Genomic DNA, 17,325 nt, shown 5'->3' with positions numbered 1-17,325 from the left:
TCCCACGCTCTGCGTGGGAATGCAGCTCGGGACGCTCCGCGTCCCAAATCGGACGCGGAGCGTCCATGGATGAATTCCCACGCGGAGCGTGGGATCTATCAGTAGAAAGCCTGAGGAGATCACCATGAACGCAGCCGTAGACGTTCTGCAATCCACCCATCAGCACATCAACCGCGACCGCCTGTGGCAATCCCTCATGGAGCTCGCAAAGCTCGGCGCCACGGTCAAGGGCGGCGTCTGCCGCCTGGCCCTGACGGACCTCGACCGCCAGGCCCGCGACATCTTCGTCAACTGGTGTGAAACAGCCGGCTGCACCGTCAGCGTCGACGCCGTCGGCAACATCTTCGCCCGCCGTCCGGGGCGCAACCCGAGCCTGCCACCGGTCATGACCGGCAGCCACATCGACACTCAGCCCACCGGCGGCAAGTTCGATGGCTGCTTCGGCGTGCTGGCCGGCGTCGAAGTGCTGCGCACCCTCAACGACCTGAACATCGAAACCGAAGCGCCGCTGGAAGTGGTGGTCTGGACCAATGAAGAAGGCTCGCGCTTCGCCCCGTGCATGATGGGCTCCGGGGTCTTCGCCGAAAAATTCACCCTCGAAGAAACCCTGGCCAAGGTCGACGCCGAAGGCATCACCGTGGGCCAGGCACTCAACGCCATTGGTTACGCCGGTCCGCGTCAGGTCAGCGGCCATGCGGTCGGTGCTTATTTTGAAGCCCACATCGAGCAAGGCCCGATCCTCGAAGACGAACACAAAACCATTGGCGTGGTGATGGGCGCGCTCGGCCAGAAATGGTTCGACCTCAAACTACGCGGCGTCGAAGCCCACGCCGGTCCGACCCCGATGCACTTGCGCAAGGACGCCCTGGTCGGCGCCGCTGTGATCGTCGGTGCAGTCAACCGCGCTGCGCTGGGTCATCAACCCCACGCCTGCGGCACCGTCGGCTGCCTGCAAGCCTACCCCGGCTCACGCAATGTCATCCCCGGCGAAGTACGCATGACCCTCGACTTCCGTCATCTGCAGCCGGCACGCCTGGACTCGATGATCGCCGAAGTCCGCCACGTCATCGAAACCACCTGCGATGAACACGGCCTGACCTTCGAACTCACCCCCACGGCAGACTTCCCGCCGTTGTACTTCGACCCAGGCTGCGTCGACGCGGTACGCAATGCCGCGCAAGGCCTGGGCTTGTCGCACATGGACATCGTCAGCGGAGCGGGGCACGACGCAATCTTCCTCGCCGAACTCGGTCCTGCCGGGATGATCTTCGTGCCGTGCGAAGGCGGCATCAGCCACAACGAAATCGAAAACGCCGCGCCGGATGATCTGGCGGCGGGGTGTGCGGTGTTGTTGCGGGCGATGCTGGCGGCGTCGGCGGCGATTGCCAGCGGGGAGTTGGCGGCCTGAGTGAGGCGCGACGTGCGCTGAACCTGTCCGCGCACGTCACACCCCCAAGCCTTCCCGTTGGTGCACCAATGCCTGCGACACCAACAAATCCACCGGATGAATCGGCCGGCCCCGATGTTTCAACATCCCGCCATTGCGCTGGTTCAACACCGCTGTCATCTCCGCCAGCATCGACAACGCCACGCTTTCCGGCGCATCGCCGCCCAAGTCCAGTCCCATCGGGTAATGCAGCGCCGGTGAGCTTCGGCCGATGTCGGCCAGCAAGCGTTCTGTGCGCTCCTTTGGCCCGAGCTGGCCGAGGTAGGCGGGGGCCGCGTGCAGTATTTGCCCGAGCCAATGTCGGTCTTGCCGATAACTGTGAGTCATCACGGCGACGGCGGCGTCGTTGACCAGCGGCTGTAGATCGAATGGGTGGTGGAGGTTGGCGAAGATCACCGCATCTGCCTGTGGGAAGCGTTCGGCGCGGGCGTAGTGGCTGCGGCTGTCGACGACGCTGACGTGCCAGTTCAGCAATTTGGCCATGCGCACCAACGGCTGGGCGTCGTGGCCGGCGCCGAAGATCACCAGGCGTGGCGGCGCAGCGACGTATTCGAAAAACACTTCGACTTCGCCACGGGCATCGGTGTAGAGGCGCAGGGATGATTTTTTCTCGCGCAGGGTCTTGTGCAGATCCTCGCGAATGGCACTGTTCAGCGGCGGGTTGCGCAGGCCACCGTCGGTGTCTGACAGCACGCGATCACCGACCCGCGCCGAGGCGTTGCGCGAGGTGGCGATAACGGTTGCCATTGCTGCGGGTTGCTGGCTGTCGCGCACCCGGTGCAGCAGGTCAATGGCCGGAGACGGGTTTGTCGCGCGCAGGCGTTCGAGCAGCACGAACACCGTGCCGTTGCAGCCGAGGCCGAAGGTCAGCGAGCTGTGTTCGTCGTCTTCGTCCTCGCTGGCGCCGGTGCTGTAGCGTCGTACCACGGGCTCGCCGGAGTCGGTGAGCCACCAGGCTTTTTTCGCCAGGTCCTGTTCCAGGCAACCGCCGCTGACGGTGCCGACGGTGCGGCCGTGCAGCGGGATCAGCATGCGTGCGCCAGGCCGACGGTAGGCCGAACCTTCGACCTTGACCACGGTGGCGAGGATGGTTTCTTCGCCGTCGTCGGCGGCGGTTTTTATGGCGTGCAGAAGATCATTAAGGCCGGACATGCATTTTCATCCCGAAAAGGGGGGCGATCCCTGTGGGCGTTTGTTCCCACAGGGGGGGGGGTGAGGGAGGTCAGTCGACATCCTGTTGCATCAACTGCCGCACCCCGTCCCACGCTTCGGCCCGCATCTGCTGCACATCCAGCCCCGGTATTTCGCCGTTGTCGACCACCACCCGCCCGCCGACCAGGCTGTAACGCACGGCAATCGGCTCACCTGCCACCACCGGTGCCACGGCAATGTCGTGGAAGCCAAAGAACCGTGGATGGTCCAGGCCATAGATCACCAGATCTGCGGCTTGCCCGACTTCCAGTGTGCCGACGGCGCCGAGACCGAGTACCTGTGCGCCACCTGCCGTCCCCCAATGAATGACCTCTTCAGCGGTGGTCGCCGAAGCGCCTTGTTCCGCGCGGTGGATCAGCCACGCCGTGTTGGCTTCACCGACCATGCTTCCGGATTCATTGGAGGCCACACCGTCGACGCCGAGGGAAATCGGTACGCCGGCCTCGACCATTTGCGGCACCGGTGCCACGCCGCTGCCCAAGCGTGCATTGCTGACCGGACAGTGTGAAATGCCGGTGCCGGTTTGCGCGAGCATGCGGATTTCCCCCGGTTGCAAGTGCACCGCGTGGGCGAACCAGACGTCCGGGCCGAGCCATTCGTGCTCGGCGACAAACTCCACCGGCAGGCAGTTGTACTTCTCGCGGCAGAAATTGACGTAGTTCTGTGTCTCGGAGAGGTGCGTGTGCAGGCGCAATCCCAGGCCGCGCGCCGTGTGGGCGAGTTCGCGCAGGAGCGTCGGTGGCAGCGAAAAAGTCGGTGTGGTCGGTGCTACCACGACCCGGCGCAGCGCATCCGGGGTGTCCTGGTGATAGCGCGATTTGAGCCGCTCGATGTCACCGACCATCTGGTCCAGCGTCTCTGGTTGCAGCGCGGTTTTCGAGAAGCCCGGGTGCGCGCTGGCCGACTCCAGCGCGCCACCGCGGCAGAGCACGAAACGCATGCCGAATTCATCGGCCGTGTCGAACAGTTGGTCACCGCTCTCGGTGCTGCCGTGGGCGTGATAGAGGTAATGGTGATCGGCGCAGGTGGTGACGCCCGACAGCAGTAACTCGGCCATCCCCAGCCGTGCGGCGATCCGCGTCAATTGCGGGGTAAAGCGGTTGAGGCGCGGGTAAGGCACACTCGCGAGCCAACCCTGAAGGTCCTGATTCAAACCCTCGGGCACGGCTTTGAGGAGGTTCTGAAACAGGTGATGGTGGGTGTTGATCCAGCCCGGATAGACCAGCGAGTTGCGTGCATCAATCACTCGCTCACCGGGTTGCGCGATGAGCCCAGCAGCCATTTCAGCGATGCGCCCGTTGACGATGCGAATGTCCACTGCGCCGGCCCGGGCACGCGGGCCGCGCAAACCGGTCATTACCGCGACTGGATGTTTGATCAGGATGTTTTGAAGTTTCATGGACGGCTCCCGTCAGAGGGTGTGGGTGGCGGATTTGCTGGCGGCGGCATCAGGCACGCTGACACCGTTGAGCGCGGCATTGAGCAGCACCGACACCAGGCAGGCGATCACCACGCTGCTGTGCAGAAACGGCTGCGACCACTCGGGCATTTGTTTGAACAGGGCCGGGGCCAGGACCGGCACCAGAGCGGCGGCGATGGTGAAGCCGACGATCAGCACGTTGTAGCGGTTGCGCTCGTAATCGACCTTGGCCAACGTCTGGATACCGGCTGCCGCGACCACGCCGAACATTGCGATACCGGCCCCCCCCAACGCGGCGGTCGGCATGGACGCGATGATCGCGCCGGCCTTGGGCACCAAGGCCACCAGGCACATCAACATCCCGCTGATCGCGACCACCCAGCGGCTGCGCACCCCGGTCAGAATCACCAGCCCGACGTTTTCCATGAAAGCAATAAACGGGAACGCGGCGAACATCCCGGCAATGGTGCTGGCCAGGCCATTGGCGCGCAGGCCGTTGATGACTTGTTTTTCTTCCACCGGTTTGTCGACGATGTCGCCGATGGCCACGAACAGCCCCATGGACTCGACCATTTGCACGATCATCACCACCACCATGGTCGCGATGGGGATCAGGCTGAACGTCGGCAAACCGAAGTAGAACGGGTAGGGCACGGTGAGCCACGGCGATTCCTGCACGCTGTGAAAACTGCCCATGCCCAGGCCGTACGCCAGTCCCGCCCCGACCAACATGCCGAAGAGCACTGCCATGTTGCGCATCATCGGGCTGCCGTAGCGGTTGACCAACAAGATGGTCGCGAGCACCACGGCGGCCACGGCGAGATAAGCCGGCGCGCCGAAATTACTGACGTTGCGGCCTCCGCCAACCCATTCGTAGGCAATCGGAAACAGCTGCAATCCGATCACGGTAACGATGCAGCCGGTGACCACGGGCGGAAAAAACCGGCGTAATCGCCCAACGAACGGCGCCATCAACATCGTGAAGATTCCCGCGCCGATCACCGCCCCGCAGACCCCGGCAAACCCCACCTGCGGGTTGGTGCCGATGGCGATGACCGGCCCGACACTGCTGAAAGCCACGCCCTGCAAAATCGGTAAACGCACCCCGAATTTCCAGAAGCCAACGGTTTGCAACAGCGTGGCGATGCCAGAGCAGAACAGCGTGGTGCTGATCAGCACTACGGTGTCTGCCTGGGACATTTTCAAGGCGCTGGCGACGATTAACGGCACGGCGATGGCGCCGATGTACGAGACGGCCATGTGTTGCAGGCCGAGGGTGAGCATTTGCCTGATCGGTAATACCTGGTCGACCGGGTGGACGGCGGAAGGAGTAGTGGCTGACGACATGGGGAAACACCTCTAGCTGTTGTTATTCGGTACAGAGGGGTATTTGTTCTGATGCGAGGGTGTCGATAGCTCGACCACTGCAGTTCCCTGTGGGAGCGAGGCTGTTCGCCGCCACAGGTCGTGCCTGTCACATCAGGCCTTTCGTTCTTGCGCCCGGACCCGCCATCCACCGGCTCCGATGCGTTGTTTCAGCCTGCCAGGCAGGCGGCAAAGCCTTGGTTCAACGCCGCGCGGTCCAGGTCGCGGCCGATGAACACAATCTTGCTGGAACGCGGTTCGTTACCCCATGCCGTGGACGCACGGAACTCGACGAGACTGTGCACGCCTTGCAGCACGTAGCGCTGGTCTTGATCGGCGACGGCCAGGACACCTTTCATGCGGTACAGGTTGTCGGCCTGTTCAGTACGCAGCCGGGTGATCCAGCGGTGGAAGTCGCCCAGATTCACAGCGCCCTCGACGGCGATGCCGACAGACGTCACGCTAGGGTCGTGCTCATGATCCGGCTCGTCGTGGCGATGGGCTTCGGCGTGATGGTCGTGTTCGGCACCGATTTCCATGAGTTTTTGCGTTGACTCAAAGGCGCCGATGCCGAGGATCTTCGACAGATCAATTTCGGCGTAGCTTGACGTCACCAACTCTGCCGTGGCGTTCAAGCCGCGAATCTTGTCGCTCAGCGCAGCCACTTCAGCCGGGCTCACCAGGTCGACCTTATTGATCACAATCCGGTCGGCACAAACGATCTGGTCCACCGCCTGGTTGTCCACGCCATCCAGTTGCAAATCCTCCAAATGCTGGGCGATGTGCTTGGCGTCGACCATGGTCACGATGGCGTCCAGTTCCACTTCATCGGCAATCGGATCGTTGATGAAAAAGCTCTGCGCCACGGGGTACGGGTCGGCCAGGCCACTGGTTTCAATCAGGATGTGATCGAGTCGCACGGGGCGCGCCACCAGTTCGCGAACGATGCGCACCAGGTCCTCGCGAACCTCAGCGGTGCAGCACACGCAGCCATTGACCATTTCGTAGATTTCTTCAGTTTCGGAGCTGAGCACCAAGTCGCCGTCGATGCCGACCTCGCCGAATTCATTTTCGATCACGGCAATTTTGCGCCCGTGGTTCTCCTTGAGGATGTAGTTGAGCAGGGTGGTTTTACCGGCGCCAAGGAAGCCCGTGAGGATGGTCACCGGGATTTTGCGGTTCGGGGTTGGGGCGTTGAATGGGATGGTCATCGGGTGCTCCTTAAGAACGGATGGGTCGCAGTGCTATCAACTGTGGGAGCGAGCAGGCTCACTCCTACAGGTTTTGTGGTTGGGTTCACCCCAGCGCAGCGCCGTGCCCGCGTCGAGGCCGAACAGGTCAAGGACACGGCCGAGGCTGTGGTCGACCATTTGCGCCAGGTTGTTCGGGCGGGCGTAAAAGGCCGGGACGGGCGGGGCGATGATCCCGCCCATTTCGGTAACAGCGGTCATGTTGCGCAGGTGTGCCAGGGTCAACGGGGTCTCTCGCGCCATCAGCACCAGGGTGCGACGTTCCTTGAGGGTGACGTCGGCGGCGCGTCCGATCAGACCCGACGATGTGCCGGTGGCGATTTCTGCCAGGGTGCGCATGGAACACGGCGCGACCACCATGCCCAGGCAGCGGAACGAGCCGCTGGCAATCGCGGCGGCCACGTCGTCGGCGCGGTGGTAATGACTGGCCAGCGCCGTCACGTCGGCGAGTTTGTAGTCGGTTTCATGGGCCATGGTCAGCAGCGCGGCGCGGCTGATGATCAAGTGGCTTTCGATGTCCAGTTCGGCGAGCAATTCCAGCAGGCGCACACCGTAGATGAACCCGGACGCACCACTGATGCCGACCACCATGCGCGGGCGGTTCACGACAGATAGCCCTTGAGCAGATCGCGTGCGCGTTCGAGCACGTCCTGATCCAGTTGTGCCTTGATCCCGTCGAACGCCGAACCGCGCGTGGCATCGAGACCCATGCGCGATGTGGTGCCGTTGACCGAGGACGATGGGTCCAGCGGGCTGCCGGGCAAACCGTCAATGACGAACAAGTCCTGATGTGGCTGAAAGTGCGTGGCCAGTGCCCACAGCACCTGGCTGTCGTCACTGATGTCGATGTCGCTGTCCACCGCGATCACGGTTTTCAGGTAGGGGTCCCAGCCAAGCAAGGCCAGCATGATCTGCCGGGCCTCGCCGTCACGGCTTTGGTCCAGTGCGACGTAGCAATGAAAGTGCGTACCGGAATTGGGGTAATGCACGGCGGTCACGGAAGGAAAACGCGCTTTGATCTTTTCGCTCATCTCCGCTTCCCGTGGCAACCGCGCGAGCGTCAGGTGTTCGGCGTAACGGCCGCCGACCACGTCCACCAGCCAGGCATCTTTGCGGCGCATCAGGGTGTCGACGCGCAACACGTTGTTGGTCGAGCGGTCCGAGGAATAGCCGCTGAATTCGCCAAACGGACCTTCCTCGGCATACGCCGCCGGATCGATGGCGCCTTCGAGCACAAACTCCGCGTACGCCGGCACGCCAATGCCGTAGCGCGGGGTTTTGACCAGTTCCAGCGCCGCACCGAACAAGCCACCTGCCACCGCACGTTCATCGGCGCCAAAAGGCAACCGCGCGGCGGCTGCGAGCATGAACAACGGGTGCGCGCCGACCACCATGGCCACGCGCAATTCTTCGCCTCGCTCGCGAGCGGTTTGCAACATGCGCCACAAGTGGCCACGCGAGTGCAGGCTGGTGGCGAGCGTCTGCCGGGCATGACGCATCGAGCGGTGATAACTCATGTTGGCGATGCCGGTCACCGGGTCTTCGGCAATGATGATGGCGTTGGTGATGTATGGCCCACGGTCGCTGTCGAAATGCTTGAGCATTGGCAGCAGCGCCAGGTCCACATCTTCGCCTTCAAAGATTTCGTCCAGTATCGGACCGGTCTCGACATGGCGCGGTGGGATGGGGTGGTTGGCGCGGGTCTGAAACGTTTCGTGCAGCAGCGCCGGGGTGACGCCGAACATCCGAGCGATGCGGGTACGGGAGGCGAACAGGTTGGTCGCAACCGGCACGCCGAGATGCCCGACCTTTTTGCAGATCAGCAGCGGATCCAGGCCTTGGGCGGCGAGGGCGTCCACCAGTGCGGTGACGTCCTGATCAGCGGAAAGGGTGTGGTCGATTGTCAGCACATCGTCCGGGTATTGCCGGCGATAGGCGTCAATGAATTGGTGAAAATCCTGGGTATCGCCGAGCGTCGAGAGGGTCATGGTTTCACCTCGTAAAAAGCAGGCGCGCAGGTGTGAGGGCGACGCTCGATCGACCAGCCGTTGGCCCGCCGGTCGATCGAACACCGGTTCATCTGAACGCCTGTAAAGTCGCTGTACGGTCAGTCAGTCAAGCCACAAGGTTTTGTGTCATGCCAACTCAGAGGTAAGTGGTGGTCAGACGGATGTCTGCCTCGATCAGGTCCTTGGGCGGTGGCGTCGGTTCGATCCCGCACAACCGGGCAATGTTATTGCCCAGGTAATCCTCAAGATGATCTTCATCGATCCCCAACCCCTGCGGCGCCGGAGAGCACAGCACCTCGAGTTCACGCAGCCACATGCCCGGTTCGTTCGGCGGCGAGTCGGTGCCGAACACGATCTTGTTGCGCGGCAGGTCCTTGGCGAACTCGACGATTCGCGACTGGAAACACCAGCCGGATTCGCAGTACACGTTCGGCGTGTCCATGGCCATCCAGAACGCCTCGAACGAGTAGTTGCCACCGGTCTGGATACCGAAGTGACCGATGATGAAATTGACCATCGGGAATTCACGAATGATCGGGTAGAACATCGTCGGAATCGTGTACGGGCCGTCGCCGGTATGGATCAGCACCACAATGTTGTACTTGGCACAGACCTTCATCGCCGGGCGCAACCAGTCCAGTGCGCGGTCCGGGCGGTAGCCGTGCATGTTGGCGTGCAGCTTGAGCATCTTGAAGCCGTATTCCTTGATATGGAACTCCAGCTCCGCCGCACCGTTTTCCGGTCCCCAGCGCGGGTTGAAGTTGAAGTTGCCGATGAAGCGGTCCGGGTACTTCACGCACAGTTCGGCGACATAGGACATGTAATCGCGCACGCCTTCACGTCCCCGGCGGTTGCCGTCGCGATAACCGGTATTGCCCGGTGGCGGCTGGATGAAACCCATGTCGATGCGGCGTGGTTTGCCGTTGATCATGTACGGGCCGTCCATCAGCTTGAGCATCCGTTCGCCGGTGAACGGTTCGCCGGTGTGGCGCCACGCTTCGTCGACCAGGTTGGTGGGGTGCAGATGGGTATCGATAATCATCGGTTCAGCTCCTGGCCAGTTGGGTGGTGACGGGGCGCTTGAGTTGCGCCTCTGCTTCGGAAACGGAACGCGGTGGCGGCGTGGGTTCTAGGCCGATCATCCGTGCGGTGTTGTTGCCCAGGTACTCTTCGAGGGTGTCTTCGTCGAGGTTCAGGCCCTGAGGCGGCTCGTGGCAGAGCACTTCGAGCAGGCGTAGCCACATGCCCGGTTCGTTGGGCGGGGTGTCGGTGCCGAAGAGGATCTTGTGGGTCGGCAGGACCTTGGCGAATTCGACGATCCGCGATTGCAGGCACCAGCCCGATTCGCAGTAGACGTTGGGCAGCTCCATCGCCCACTGCATCGGTTCAAACACATACACGCCGCCGGTCTGTACGCCGAAGTGCGCCATGATGAAGTCGACGTTGGGGAATTCCTTGATCATCGGCACCCATTCCGAGGGGATGCTGTATGGCCCGTCGCCGGTGTGCAGCTTGACCGGGATGCCCAGCTCGGCGCATTTTTCGAAGCACGGACGTACCCAGTCCAGTGCGCGGTCAGGACGGTAGGCATGCATGTTGGCCTGCATTTGCACCATCTTGAAACCGTGTTCCTTGACGTAGCGCTCGATCGCCTCGACGCCGTTTTCCACGCCGCAACGCGGGTTGTAAACGAAGCAGCCGATGAAACGGTCCGGGTAGGTCTGGACCATTTTCAGGGTGTAGGCCATGTAGGCGTCGATGGACTCGCGGCCGGTGAGGTCGCCGTCGGTCCAGGTGTAAATGGTGTTGCCTTGCGGTGGCTGGATGAAGGCTTTGTCGATGCGGCGAGGTTTGCCGTTGACCATGTACGGGCCATCCATCATCTCCAGCAGACGCTCGCCGGTGAACGGGTCACCGTCATGCCTCCAGGCGAGGTCCACCAGGTCGGTGGGATAGCAACTGATATCGATGATCATTGAAGTCGATCTCCTGATAGCGGGGAAGGGAACCTTGCGGTTCACAGCAGTCGCATCCCGGGCAATCGGCCATTTCTATGCGCAAAGACTCGCGCATTCCCTCGCCTGTTTGCATCCGGCCCGGGTGGGTGGCTGCTGGGGGGAAGTATTGGAAGGGGGGATCGGGTTCGTACAATATTAATTGGGCGAGGAGGTGATATGCGTTCGATATGGTTTCGTATTGGCCGGGCTGGCCCATCGCGGGCAAGCCCGCTCCCACAGGTTTTTTGGTGTGTCGCAGATGGGGTTGACACCCTCGAACACGGTGGGAGCGGGCTTGCTCGTGAAGGCGTCAGATAAATGTTTGCTGAGCCAGCTGCTTGACCGCCTCAACCACGGGCGCCACCCGCTCAGCCTGGCCCGGCGGCCACACCGCGTACAGGTTGTAATGCGCCGCAATTTGCGCGTCGTTCAATGCCACCAGGCGTCCGCTGCGCAAGGCATCCGCCGCCAGTAACCCGCGCACTAACCCTGCGCCAACCCCGGCCTCGGCCGCGGCAATCAGGTTGGCGGCGTTGTCGAACACCACTCGCGCCGTGGGCTCGACAGGCGGCATACCCGCCGCATCCAGCCATGGAATCCACGAGCGCCGCGTATACCCCAGCAACGGTAGCTCAAGGATTTGCACCGGGCTTAACGGCAGTTGCACTCCATGCCGTTCGAGCAGCGTCGGCGAGGCTACAGCCCTGACGCTGTCGCCACAAATCTGCGTCATTTCACAGTCGTCCCAATCGCCGTAGCCGTAGCGCAACGCCAGGTCCACGCGCTCGAACGAACTGCGATCCGTGCGTGGCATCGACAGCATCACCACCTCGTAATCGGGGAGTAAATCCAGCAGCTGCGGCAAGCGCGGATTAAGCCAGCTCTGCGCCAGTTCGCTGTCCACGTCGAGGGTCAGGCGCTGCGCCACGCTGCGGTTTTTCACCGAGGATAGCGCGCGATCAATTTGCGCCAGACCATCGGACAGCACACTGGCAAACAGCTGCCCGGCATCGGTCAGGTTGCTGCCGCCGCCTTCGCGCACGAACAGCGGTTGGCCGATGAAGTCCTCCAGGGCACGAATCTGCTGGCTGATAGCACTGTGGGTCAGGTCGAGTTTGCGTGCGGCGCTGGAGAAGCTGCCACTGCGGGCCGCCTGGATAAATGCGCTCATGGACTGCACCGACGGGTATCGCTTGTACATGCTGTTAGTCCTACTTACACAGGATGGCAGAAATCGTCGCTGGCCCGATTTTCTCAAGGCTCCCAATAATCGATCACCAGGCCTGCACAAAGACAGGCCGCTCTCTTGGAGCCTGACAATGATCGAATTCACGGTAAACGGCGAACGACGCGAGCTGGCAGAGACATCGCCCTCCATGCCCTTGTTATGGGTGTTGCGTGACCATCTGAAACTCACCGGCACCAAGTTCGGTTGTGGCATGGGGTTGTGCGGTGCCTGCACCGTGCACCTGGACGGCGTTGCCGTGCGTTCCTGCCAGTTGCCGGTCGCGGCAGTGGCGGGGCATGCCATCACCACCATTGAAGGCTTGTCGCCGACCGAACAGCATCCCTTGCAATTGGCGTGGGTTGCCGAAGATGTCCCGCAATGCGGTTACTGTCAATCCGGGCAGATTATGTCCGCCGCTGCGTTGCTCACTACCGGCGCGGCAGTTACCGACGATTCGATCCGCAACGCCATGTCGGGGAATCTGTGCCGTTGCGGCACTTACGGTCGCATCAATAAAGCCATCAAACGTGCGGCGAATGCGCCGAAGGAGGCGTGATGAGCCTTGATCAAATCGAGCTGTCGCGCCGAGTCTTTCTCAAGCAGGCAGCGACCGTTACCGGTGGGCTGGCCGTGGCGTTTTACCTGCCGCCGGGGATGACCGCGACCGGCCCCAAGGCGCCGGCGCCCGCCGCAGAATTCGAACCCAATGCGTGGGTGCGTATCCTGCCCGACGGCACCGTGAAACTGGTGGTGCACAAACACGATTCCGGCACCGGCACCCAGACAGCCCTGGCCGCGTGCGTGGCCGAGGAGTTGGACGTCAACCCGATGACGGTGCAGGTGATCACCCCGGAAAATCCGTTTTTTGATACCTACATTCATCCGGTCTGGAAAGTCTTCTCAACGGGTGGCAGCACCAGCGTTTCCCTGGAGTATGACCGTTTGCGCATGGCCGGTGCGACGGCGCGTGCATTGCTGATTATGGCTGCTGCCAAACAGTGGAAAGTCAGCCCGGACAGTTGCACCACCGAAGAGGGGCGCGTCGTGCACGTGGCCAGCAAGCGTCATTTGGCCTACGGCGAGTTGGTGAGCGATGCCGCGCACTTGCCAGCCCCGGCCAAGGTCGCGCTCAAGGACCCGGCGCAGTTCAAATACATCGGCAAGCTGCGACACAAACGCGACGCGGCCGCCAAGGTGTGCGGTCGCTTCAAGTACAGTATCGACGTGGTGCTGCCGCAGATGCTGGTGGCCGTAATTCAACGGGCGCCAGTGATTGGCGCAACCGTATTGTCGGTGGATTCGAGTGCGGCGCTACAAGTGCCGGGCGTGCGTAAAGTGATCCGCGTGCCAGGTCGGCCGGATGTGCTCGGCGGCAATGTCGAAGGCGTGGCCGTGCTCGCTGATAACTATTGGGCCGCCCATCAGGGCCGCGATCAGCTCAAGGTTCAGTGGAGCGAATCGGCGCTATCGGGGTTCGACAGCGATCAACTGGCCGACGCCCAAGCGGCGGCTATCGAGGACAAGCAAGCGCAACGCGTCACCGCGATGGCGGCAGGTGATGTCGGAACGCAATGGGCAACGGCTGCAAAGGTGCTCGAAGCCGACTATCACATGCCCTACAAAGTGCAAAACCCGCTGGAGCCGATTTGCATCACCGCGCAGGTCAAAGACAACGCCATCACCTATTGGGGCGGTGTGCAGGTGCCGTCGTCGGCGCTGGAAGCCGCGCAAACGGTGTGCAAGATCAGCCAGGACCACGTCACTATCAATGAACTCGTCTCCGGTGGCAGTTTTGGTGCGCGAGAAGCCAAGTACTGGCTGTTCGAAGTGGCGTACCTGGCGCAACAGGCCAAGGTCCCGGTGAAGTTGATGAACAGCCGTGAAGACGAAATGCGCGCGTTGTTCATGCACCCGGCCACCTTGCACCGGGCCAAAGGTGCGCTGGACGCGCAGGGGCGACTGACTGCGTTGCAACTTCAGGCGGTGTCTCCGGCGTCGCCAGAACAATGGGAGCCGGGTTACTTCGAACGCCCCGACAAGATGGATTACAGCACCACCGAGGCCATGACCGCGTGGGACTTTGCTTATCGCCCGGCGAATCTGGACCTGGTCTGGGTCAAGCACGAAAGCAACGTCCCCAGCGGCTGGTATCGGTCGGTCAGCTTCATTCCCAATGTGTTCGCCGTGGAAAGCTTCATGGATGAAATGGCGCACGCCGCCGGGCAGGACTCGTTGGCGTTTCGCCTCGCCCACATGCAGGACCGGCCAAGGCATGTAGCGGTGCTCAAGAGTGCTGCCGAGCGCGCCGGATGGGGCCAGCCATTGCCGCCGGGCACGGCGCTGGGGGTCGCCACCAATCAGGGTTACACCAGTTTTATCGCCGTGGTGGCGCAGGTGTCGAAAAAGGACGGTGTGACCAAGGTCGACAAGCTCACCTGCGTGGTCGATTGTGGCCTGGCGGTATCGCCCGGCGGTGTCGAAGAACAACTCTACGGCGGCCTGATGTGGGGCTTGGGGCATGCCTTGTTTGATCGGCTGGACATCAAACAGGGCCGGGTGGTGCAGAGCAATTTCCATGACTACCGGGTGACACGCATGTCCGATATGCCGGCCGTGGACATCCTCGTGGTCGACGGCGAGCCGGGTAAACCGGGGGGCGTCGGTGAACTGGGCAGCCCCTCCGTGGCGCCGGCCATTGCCAATGCGCTGTTCAACTTGACGGGTGTGCGCCAGCGTTCGACACCGCTGACCCTGGGGTAACGGCCATGGACTTGCGTTTGCTGCGCTATTTCATGGCACTGGCCGAGGAGCTGCATTTCGGCCGGGCTGCCGCGCGTCTACACATTTGCCAACCGCCGCTGAGCCAGCAGATTCGTCTGCTGGAGGAAGAACTCGGCACGCCGTTGTTCGAGCGCAGCCATCATCGGGTTGAACTGACAGCGGCGGGGCGGATGCTCAAGGAACAGGCGCCGATGGTGTTTGAGCAACTGAGCCGCGCCCTGGACCTGACACGTCAGACCGGTCGCGGCCAATTGGGAGAACTTGAAATCGGCATGATCAGTTCGGTGATGGTCGGCGTCTTGCCACGGGCCTTGCACCTGTTCCGCGAGCGCTATCCGCAGGTCAATTGGCGTCTGCATGAAATGACCCCGGCGGCGCAAGTTCAGGCACTCAAGGAAAAGCGTATCGATGCCTGCGTGTTTCGCGTCGGTTATGACGATCCGCAGTTGCGCAACGAACTGTTGATCTACGAGCCGATCCGGGTGGTTATGCCGGCGGATCATCCGCTGTCCAGACACGAAACCCTGGCGCCAGCGGACCTGGCCAATGAGCCGTTCGTGGCGCTCGAACTCAAGCAGTCGCGGTTTGCTGATTTCCTCTACCAGTGTTGCGTCAAGGCCGGGTTTATCCCGCAGATTCGTCAGCAGGTGATCGAGGTGCAAACCTTGCTCAGCCTGGTGCGTGCGGGGTTTGGCGTGTCGCTGCTGCCAGCGTCCATCGAGCAGATGGCGCCCCCCGGCCTGGTGTTTCGCCGGTTGACCCCGGCATTGCCGGAAGTGCCGCTTTACGCCACCTACCGCGCGGACGATGACTCGCCGGTGCTCAAGCTTTTTCTCGATACCCTGCGCGAACTGGTCATCCAGAACGCCAACTGAACGCCAAACCCACTGTCACAAATCATCCGCACGATCCAATTCCTGCGCGGTCGTACTCTTCATACGAGCGCAACACTGTGGGGAACCAATGAGCCAGGACGTTCTGAGCACCGAAACCAATCGTCGCCAGTTGCAGCAGATTATTGCGGGTTTGTCCGACGGCGTGATTCTGCTGGAACTCGATCAGACGATCCTCTGGGCCAATGACGCCGCGCTGGCCATGCACGGAGTCGAGCAGATCAGCGAACTGGGCGCCAATGCCCGGGAGTACGCCAAGCGCTTCGCCTTGCGCTATCGCAACAATCACCCGGTGCCGAAGGACAATTACCCGGTGAGCCGCGTCGCCCGGGGCGAAACGTTCAGCGATGTGCTGGTTGAAGTCAGTCCGGCCGGCGATGAAGAGCACATGTGGGTGCACCGGGTGCGCAGCTTGGTGGTGGCCGACAGCGCCGGTGAGCCGGAGTCGCTGGTGCTGATCATGGACGACGTCACCGAATGGGCCAGCGCCGAGCAGCGTTTCGAAAAGACCTTCAATGCCAACCCGGCTCCGGCGGTGATTTGTCGCCTCAGCGATTTGCGTTACATCAAGGTCAACGGCGGTTTCCTGGAGATGACCGGTTTTACCCGCGATCAGGTGATCGGCGTGTCGACTTATGAATTGGACATCCTCGAAGGCGCCGAAAAGAAAGACCTGGCCATCGAGCGTCTGCGCGAGCACGCCACGATTCCACAGATGCAGGCCGAGCTGCGCTTGGCTGACGGTGGCAGCAAACAGGTGATCGTTGCGGGGCAGCCGCTGGAATTGAACGAAGAAGACTGCATGCTATTTTCGTTCGTCGACATGGAGCCCCGGCACAAAGCCGAAATTGCCCTGCGCCAGAGCGAGGAGCGCTTCGCCAAGGCCTTCCGCCTGACACCGGTGCCGACGCTGGTGTGCAGCGCGCAGGATCAGGTGGTAATCGACGTTAACGAAGCCTTTCTCGACACCCTTGCGTATCCCAGCGAGGAAGTGCTCGGCAAGACGATCGCGGAGATCGATTTCATCGACGACAAGACGGCACGCACGCAACTGTTTGCAGCGTTGGAGAAGGCCGGGAGCCTGGACCGCGTCGATGTCAGGATCCGCAAGAAAGATACGCTCCTGATCGACTGCACGATCTCGGCTGACACCGTGAATATTCAGGACAGTCCTTGTTACTTGCTGGTGTTGATGGACATCACCGAACGCAAACGCACCGAGCTTGAACTGGTCGCGGCGATCGAGGAAGTGATGAAAGACGCCTCCTGGTTCAGCCGTACGCTGATCGAAAAACTCGCCAACGTGAAAAGCGTCAACTCACCGAAGTTACCCAGCGTGTCCTTCACCGACCTGACCGCTCGCGAGCGCGATGTACTCGGCCTGATCTGCGAGGGACTGGCCGACAAGGAGATTGCCGTGCGCCTGAAACTGGCGCTCAACACAGTGCGCAACCACGTATCGACGGTGTATTCCAAGCTTGGCGTTCACAGTCGCAGTGAGGCGATTGTCTGGTCGCGCGAGCGTGGACTGTTTTCCAGTGAATGGCGGCCCAAGGGCCAGCGCTAGGGTGCAAATGCACTAGTGGAGGCAGTGCAAATGGAAGTGTTGGGACCAGACACCAGTCCTTAGGCTGTGAGGGTGCGAAAAGGGGGCTTTGACCCCTTCGCGTCCTCTACGAAACAGCTCAAGGAATTGCCCTATGCGTCGCCCACTTAATTTCGT

The 17,325-nt window shown here is 62.0% G+C and carries 14 protein-coding genes; 5 read left to right on the top strand and 9 right to left on the bottom strand.

What is annotated here, in order from left to right:
• Positions 1–124 precede the first annotated feature (124 nt).
• Positions 125–1,408 (top strand): Zn-dependent hydrolase, encoded by a 1,284-nt coding sequence (locus J2X66_RS13170; RefSeq protein ID WP_310264908.1) that lies wholly within the window; start codon positions 125–127, stop codon positions 1,406–1,408.
• Positions 1,409–1,444: 36 nt separating this feature from the next.
• Here the strand turns inward: J2X66_RS13170 and J2X66_RS13165 are convergent, their stop codons facing one another.
• The 9 genes from J2X66_RS13165 to J2X66_RS13125 form a co-directional block, all read right to left on the bottom strand.
• Entirely contained in the window at positions 1,445–2,599 is a 1,155-nt protein-coding gene (locus J2X66_RS13165) for an XdhC family protein (protein WP_310264905.1), read from the bottom strand.
• A 70-nt stretch (positions 2,600–2,669) separates the two neighbouring features.
• Positions 2,670–4,058, bottom strand: a complete 1,389-nt coding sequence (locus J2X66_RS13160) for an amidohydrolase family protein (RefSeq protein WP_310264903.1) — start codon at positions 4,056–4,058, stop codon at positions 2,670–2,672.
• A gap of 12 nt (positions 4,059–4,070) precedes the next feature.
• Complete coding sequence (locus J2X66_RS13155) at positions 4,071–5,426, bottom strand: nucleobase:cation symporter-2 family protein (RefSeq protein WP_310264901.1); 1,356 nt, start codon at positions 5,424–5,426, stop codon at positions 4,071–4,073.
• A 188-nt stretch (positions 5,427–5,614) separates the two neighbouring features.
• Positions 5,615–6,655, bottom strand: a complete 1,041-nt coding sequence (locus J2X66_RS13150) for a GTP-binding protein (RefSeq protein WP_310264898.1) — start codon at positions 6,653–6,655, stop codon at positions 5,615–5,617.
• A 36-nt stretch (positions 6,656–6,691) separates the two neighbouring features.
• Positions 6,692–7,285 (bottom strand): UbiX family flavin prenyltransferase, encoded by a 594-nt coding sequence (locus tag J2X66_RS13145; protein ID WP_310265273.1) that lies wholly within the window; start codon positions 7,283–7,285, stop codon positions 6,692–6,694.
• An 11-nt stretch (positions 7,286–7,296) separates the two neighbouring features.
• Positions 7,297–8,682 carry a UbiD family decarboxylase gene (locus tag J2X66_RS13140; protein ID WP_310264895.1) on the bottom strand — a complete coding sequence of 462 codons (1,386 nt, stop codon included), beginning with the start codon at positions 8,680–8,682 and terminating at the stop codon, positions 7,297–7,299.
• A 157-nt stretch (positions 8,683–8,839) separates the two neighbouring features.
• Complete coding sequence (locus tag J2X66_RS13135; protein WP_053158646.1) at positions 8,840–9,745, bottom strand: amidohydrolase family protein; 906 nt, start codon at positions 9,743–9,745, stop codon at positions 8,840–8,842.
• 4 nt (positions 9,746–9,749) lie between these two features.
• Positions 9,750–10,679 (bottom strand): amidohydrolase family protein, encoded by a 930-nt coding sequence (locus J2X66_RS13130; RefSeq protein ID WP_042559644.1) that lies wholly within the window; start codon positions 10,677–10,679, stop codon positions 9,750–9,752.
• A gap of 331 nt (positions 10,680–11,010) precedes the next feature.
• Positions 11,011–11,901 carry a LysR substrate-binding domain-containing protein gene (locus J2X66_RS13125; protein ID WP_310264893.1) on the bottom strand — a complete coding sequence of 297 codons (891 nt, stop codon included), beginning with the start codon at positions 11,899–11,901 and terminating at the stop codon, positions 11,011–11,013.
• Between the two features lie 118 nt (positions 11,902–12,019).
• Here J2X66_RS13125 and J2X66_RS13120 point away from each other — a divergent pair, with 118 nt between their 5' ends.
• From J2X66_RS13120 to J2X66_RS13105, 4 genes are all read left to right on the top strand, one after another.
• Complete coding sequence (locus tag J2X66_RS13120) at positions 12,020–12,484, top strand: 2Fe-2S iron-sulfur cluster-binding protein (protein WP_310264891.1); 465 nt, start codon at positions 12,020–12,022, stop codon at positions 12,482–12,484.
• Entirely contained in the window at positions 12,484–14,688 is a 2,205-nt protein-coding gene (locus J2X66_RS13115) for a molybdopterin cofactor-binding domain-containing protein (protein WP_310264890.1), read from the top strand. The genes J2X66_RS13120 and J2X66_RS13115 overlap by 1 nt, the downstream gene beginning before the upstream one ends.
• A gap of 5 nt (positions 14,689–14,693) precedes the next feature.
• Positions 14,694–15,584, top strand: coding sequence for a LysR substrate-binding domain-containing protein (locus J2X66_RS13110; RefSeq protein WP_310264887.1), 891 nt, complete (start codon positions 14,694–14,696; stop codon positions 15,582–15,584).
• An 88-nt stretch (positions 15,585–15,672) separates the two neighbouring features.
• The gene (locus tag J2X66_RS13105; protein WP_310264885.1) at positions 15,673–17,169 is read left to right on the top strand and encodes a helix-turn-helix transcriptional regulator; all 1,497 of its coding nucleotides are present in this window, start codon (positions 15,673–15,675) and stop codon (positions 17,167–17,169) included.
• Positions 17,170–17,325: the final 156 nt, after the last annotated feature.

This window comes from Pseudomonas sp. 3296 (genome assembly GCF_031456615.1).
In the GTDB taxonomy this organism is placed as follows: Bacteria; Pseudomonadota; Gammaproteobacteria; order Pseudomonadales; family Pseudomonadaceae; genus Aquipseudomonas; species Aquipseudomonas mucoides.
This window is presented reverse-complemented; position numbering and strand designations above follow the sequence as displayed.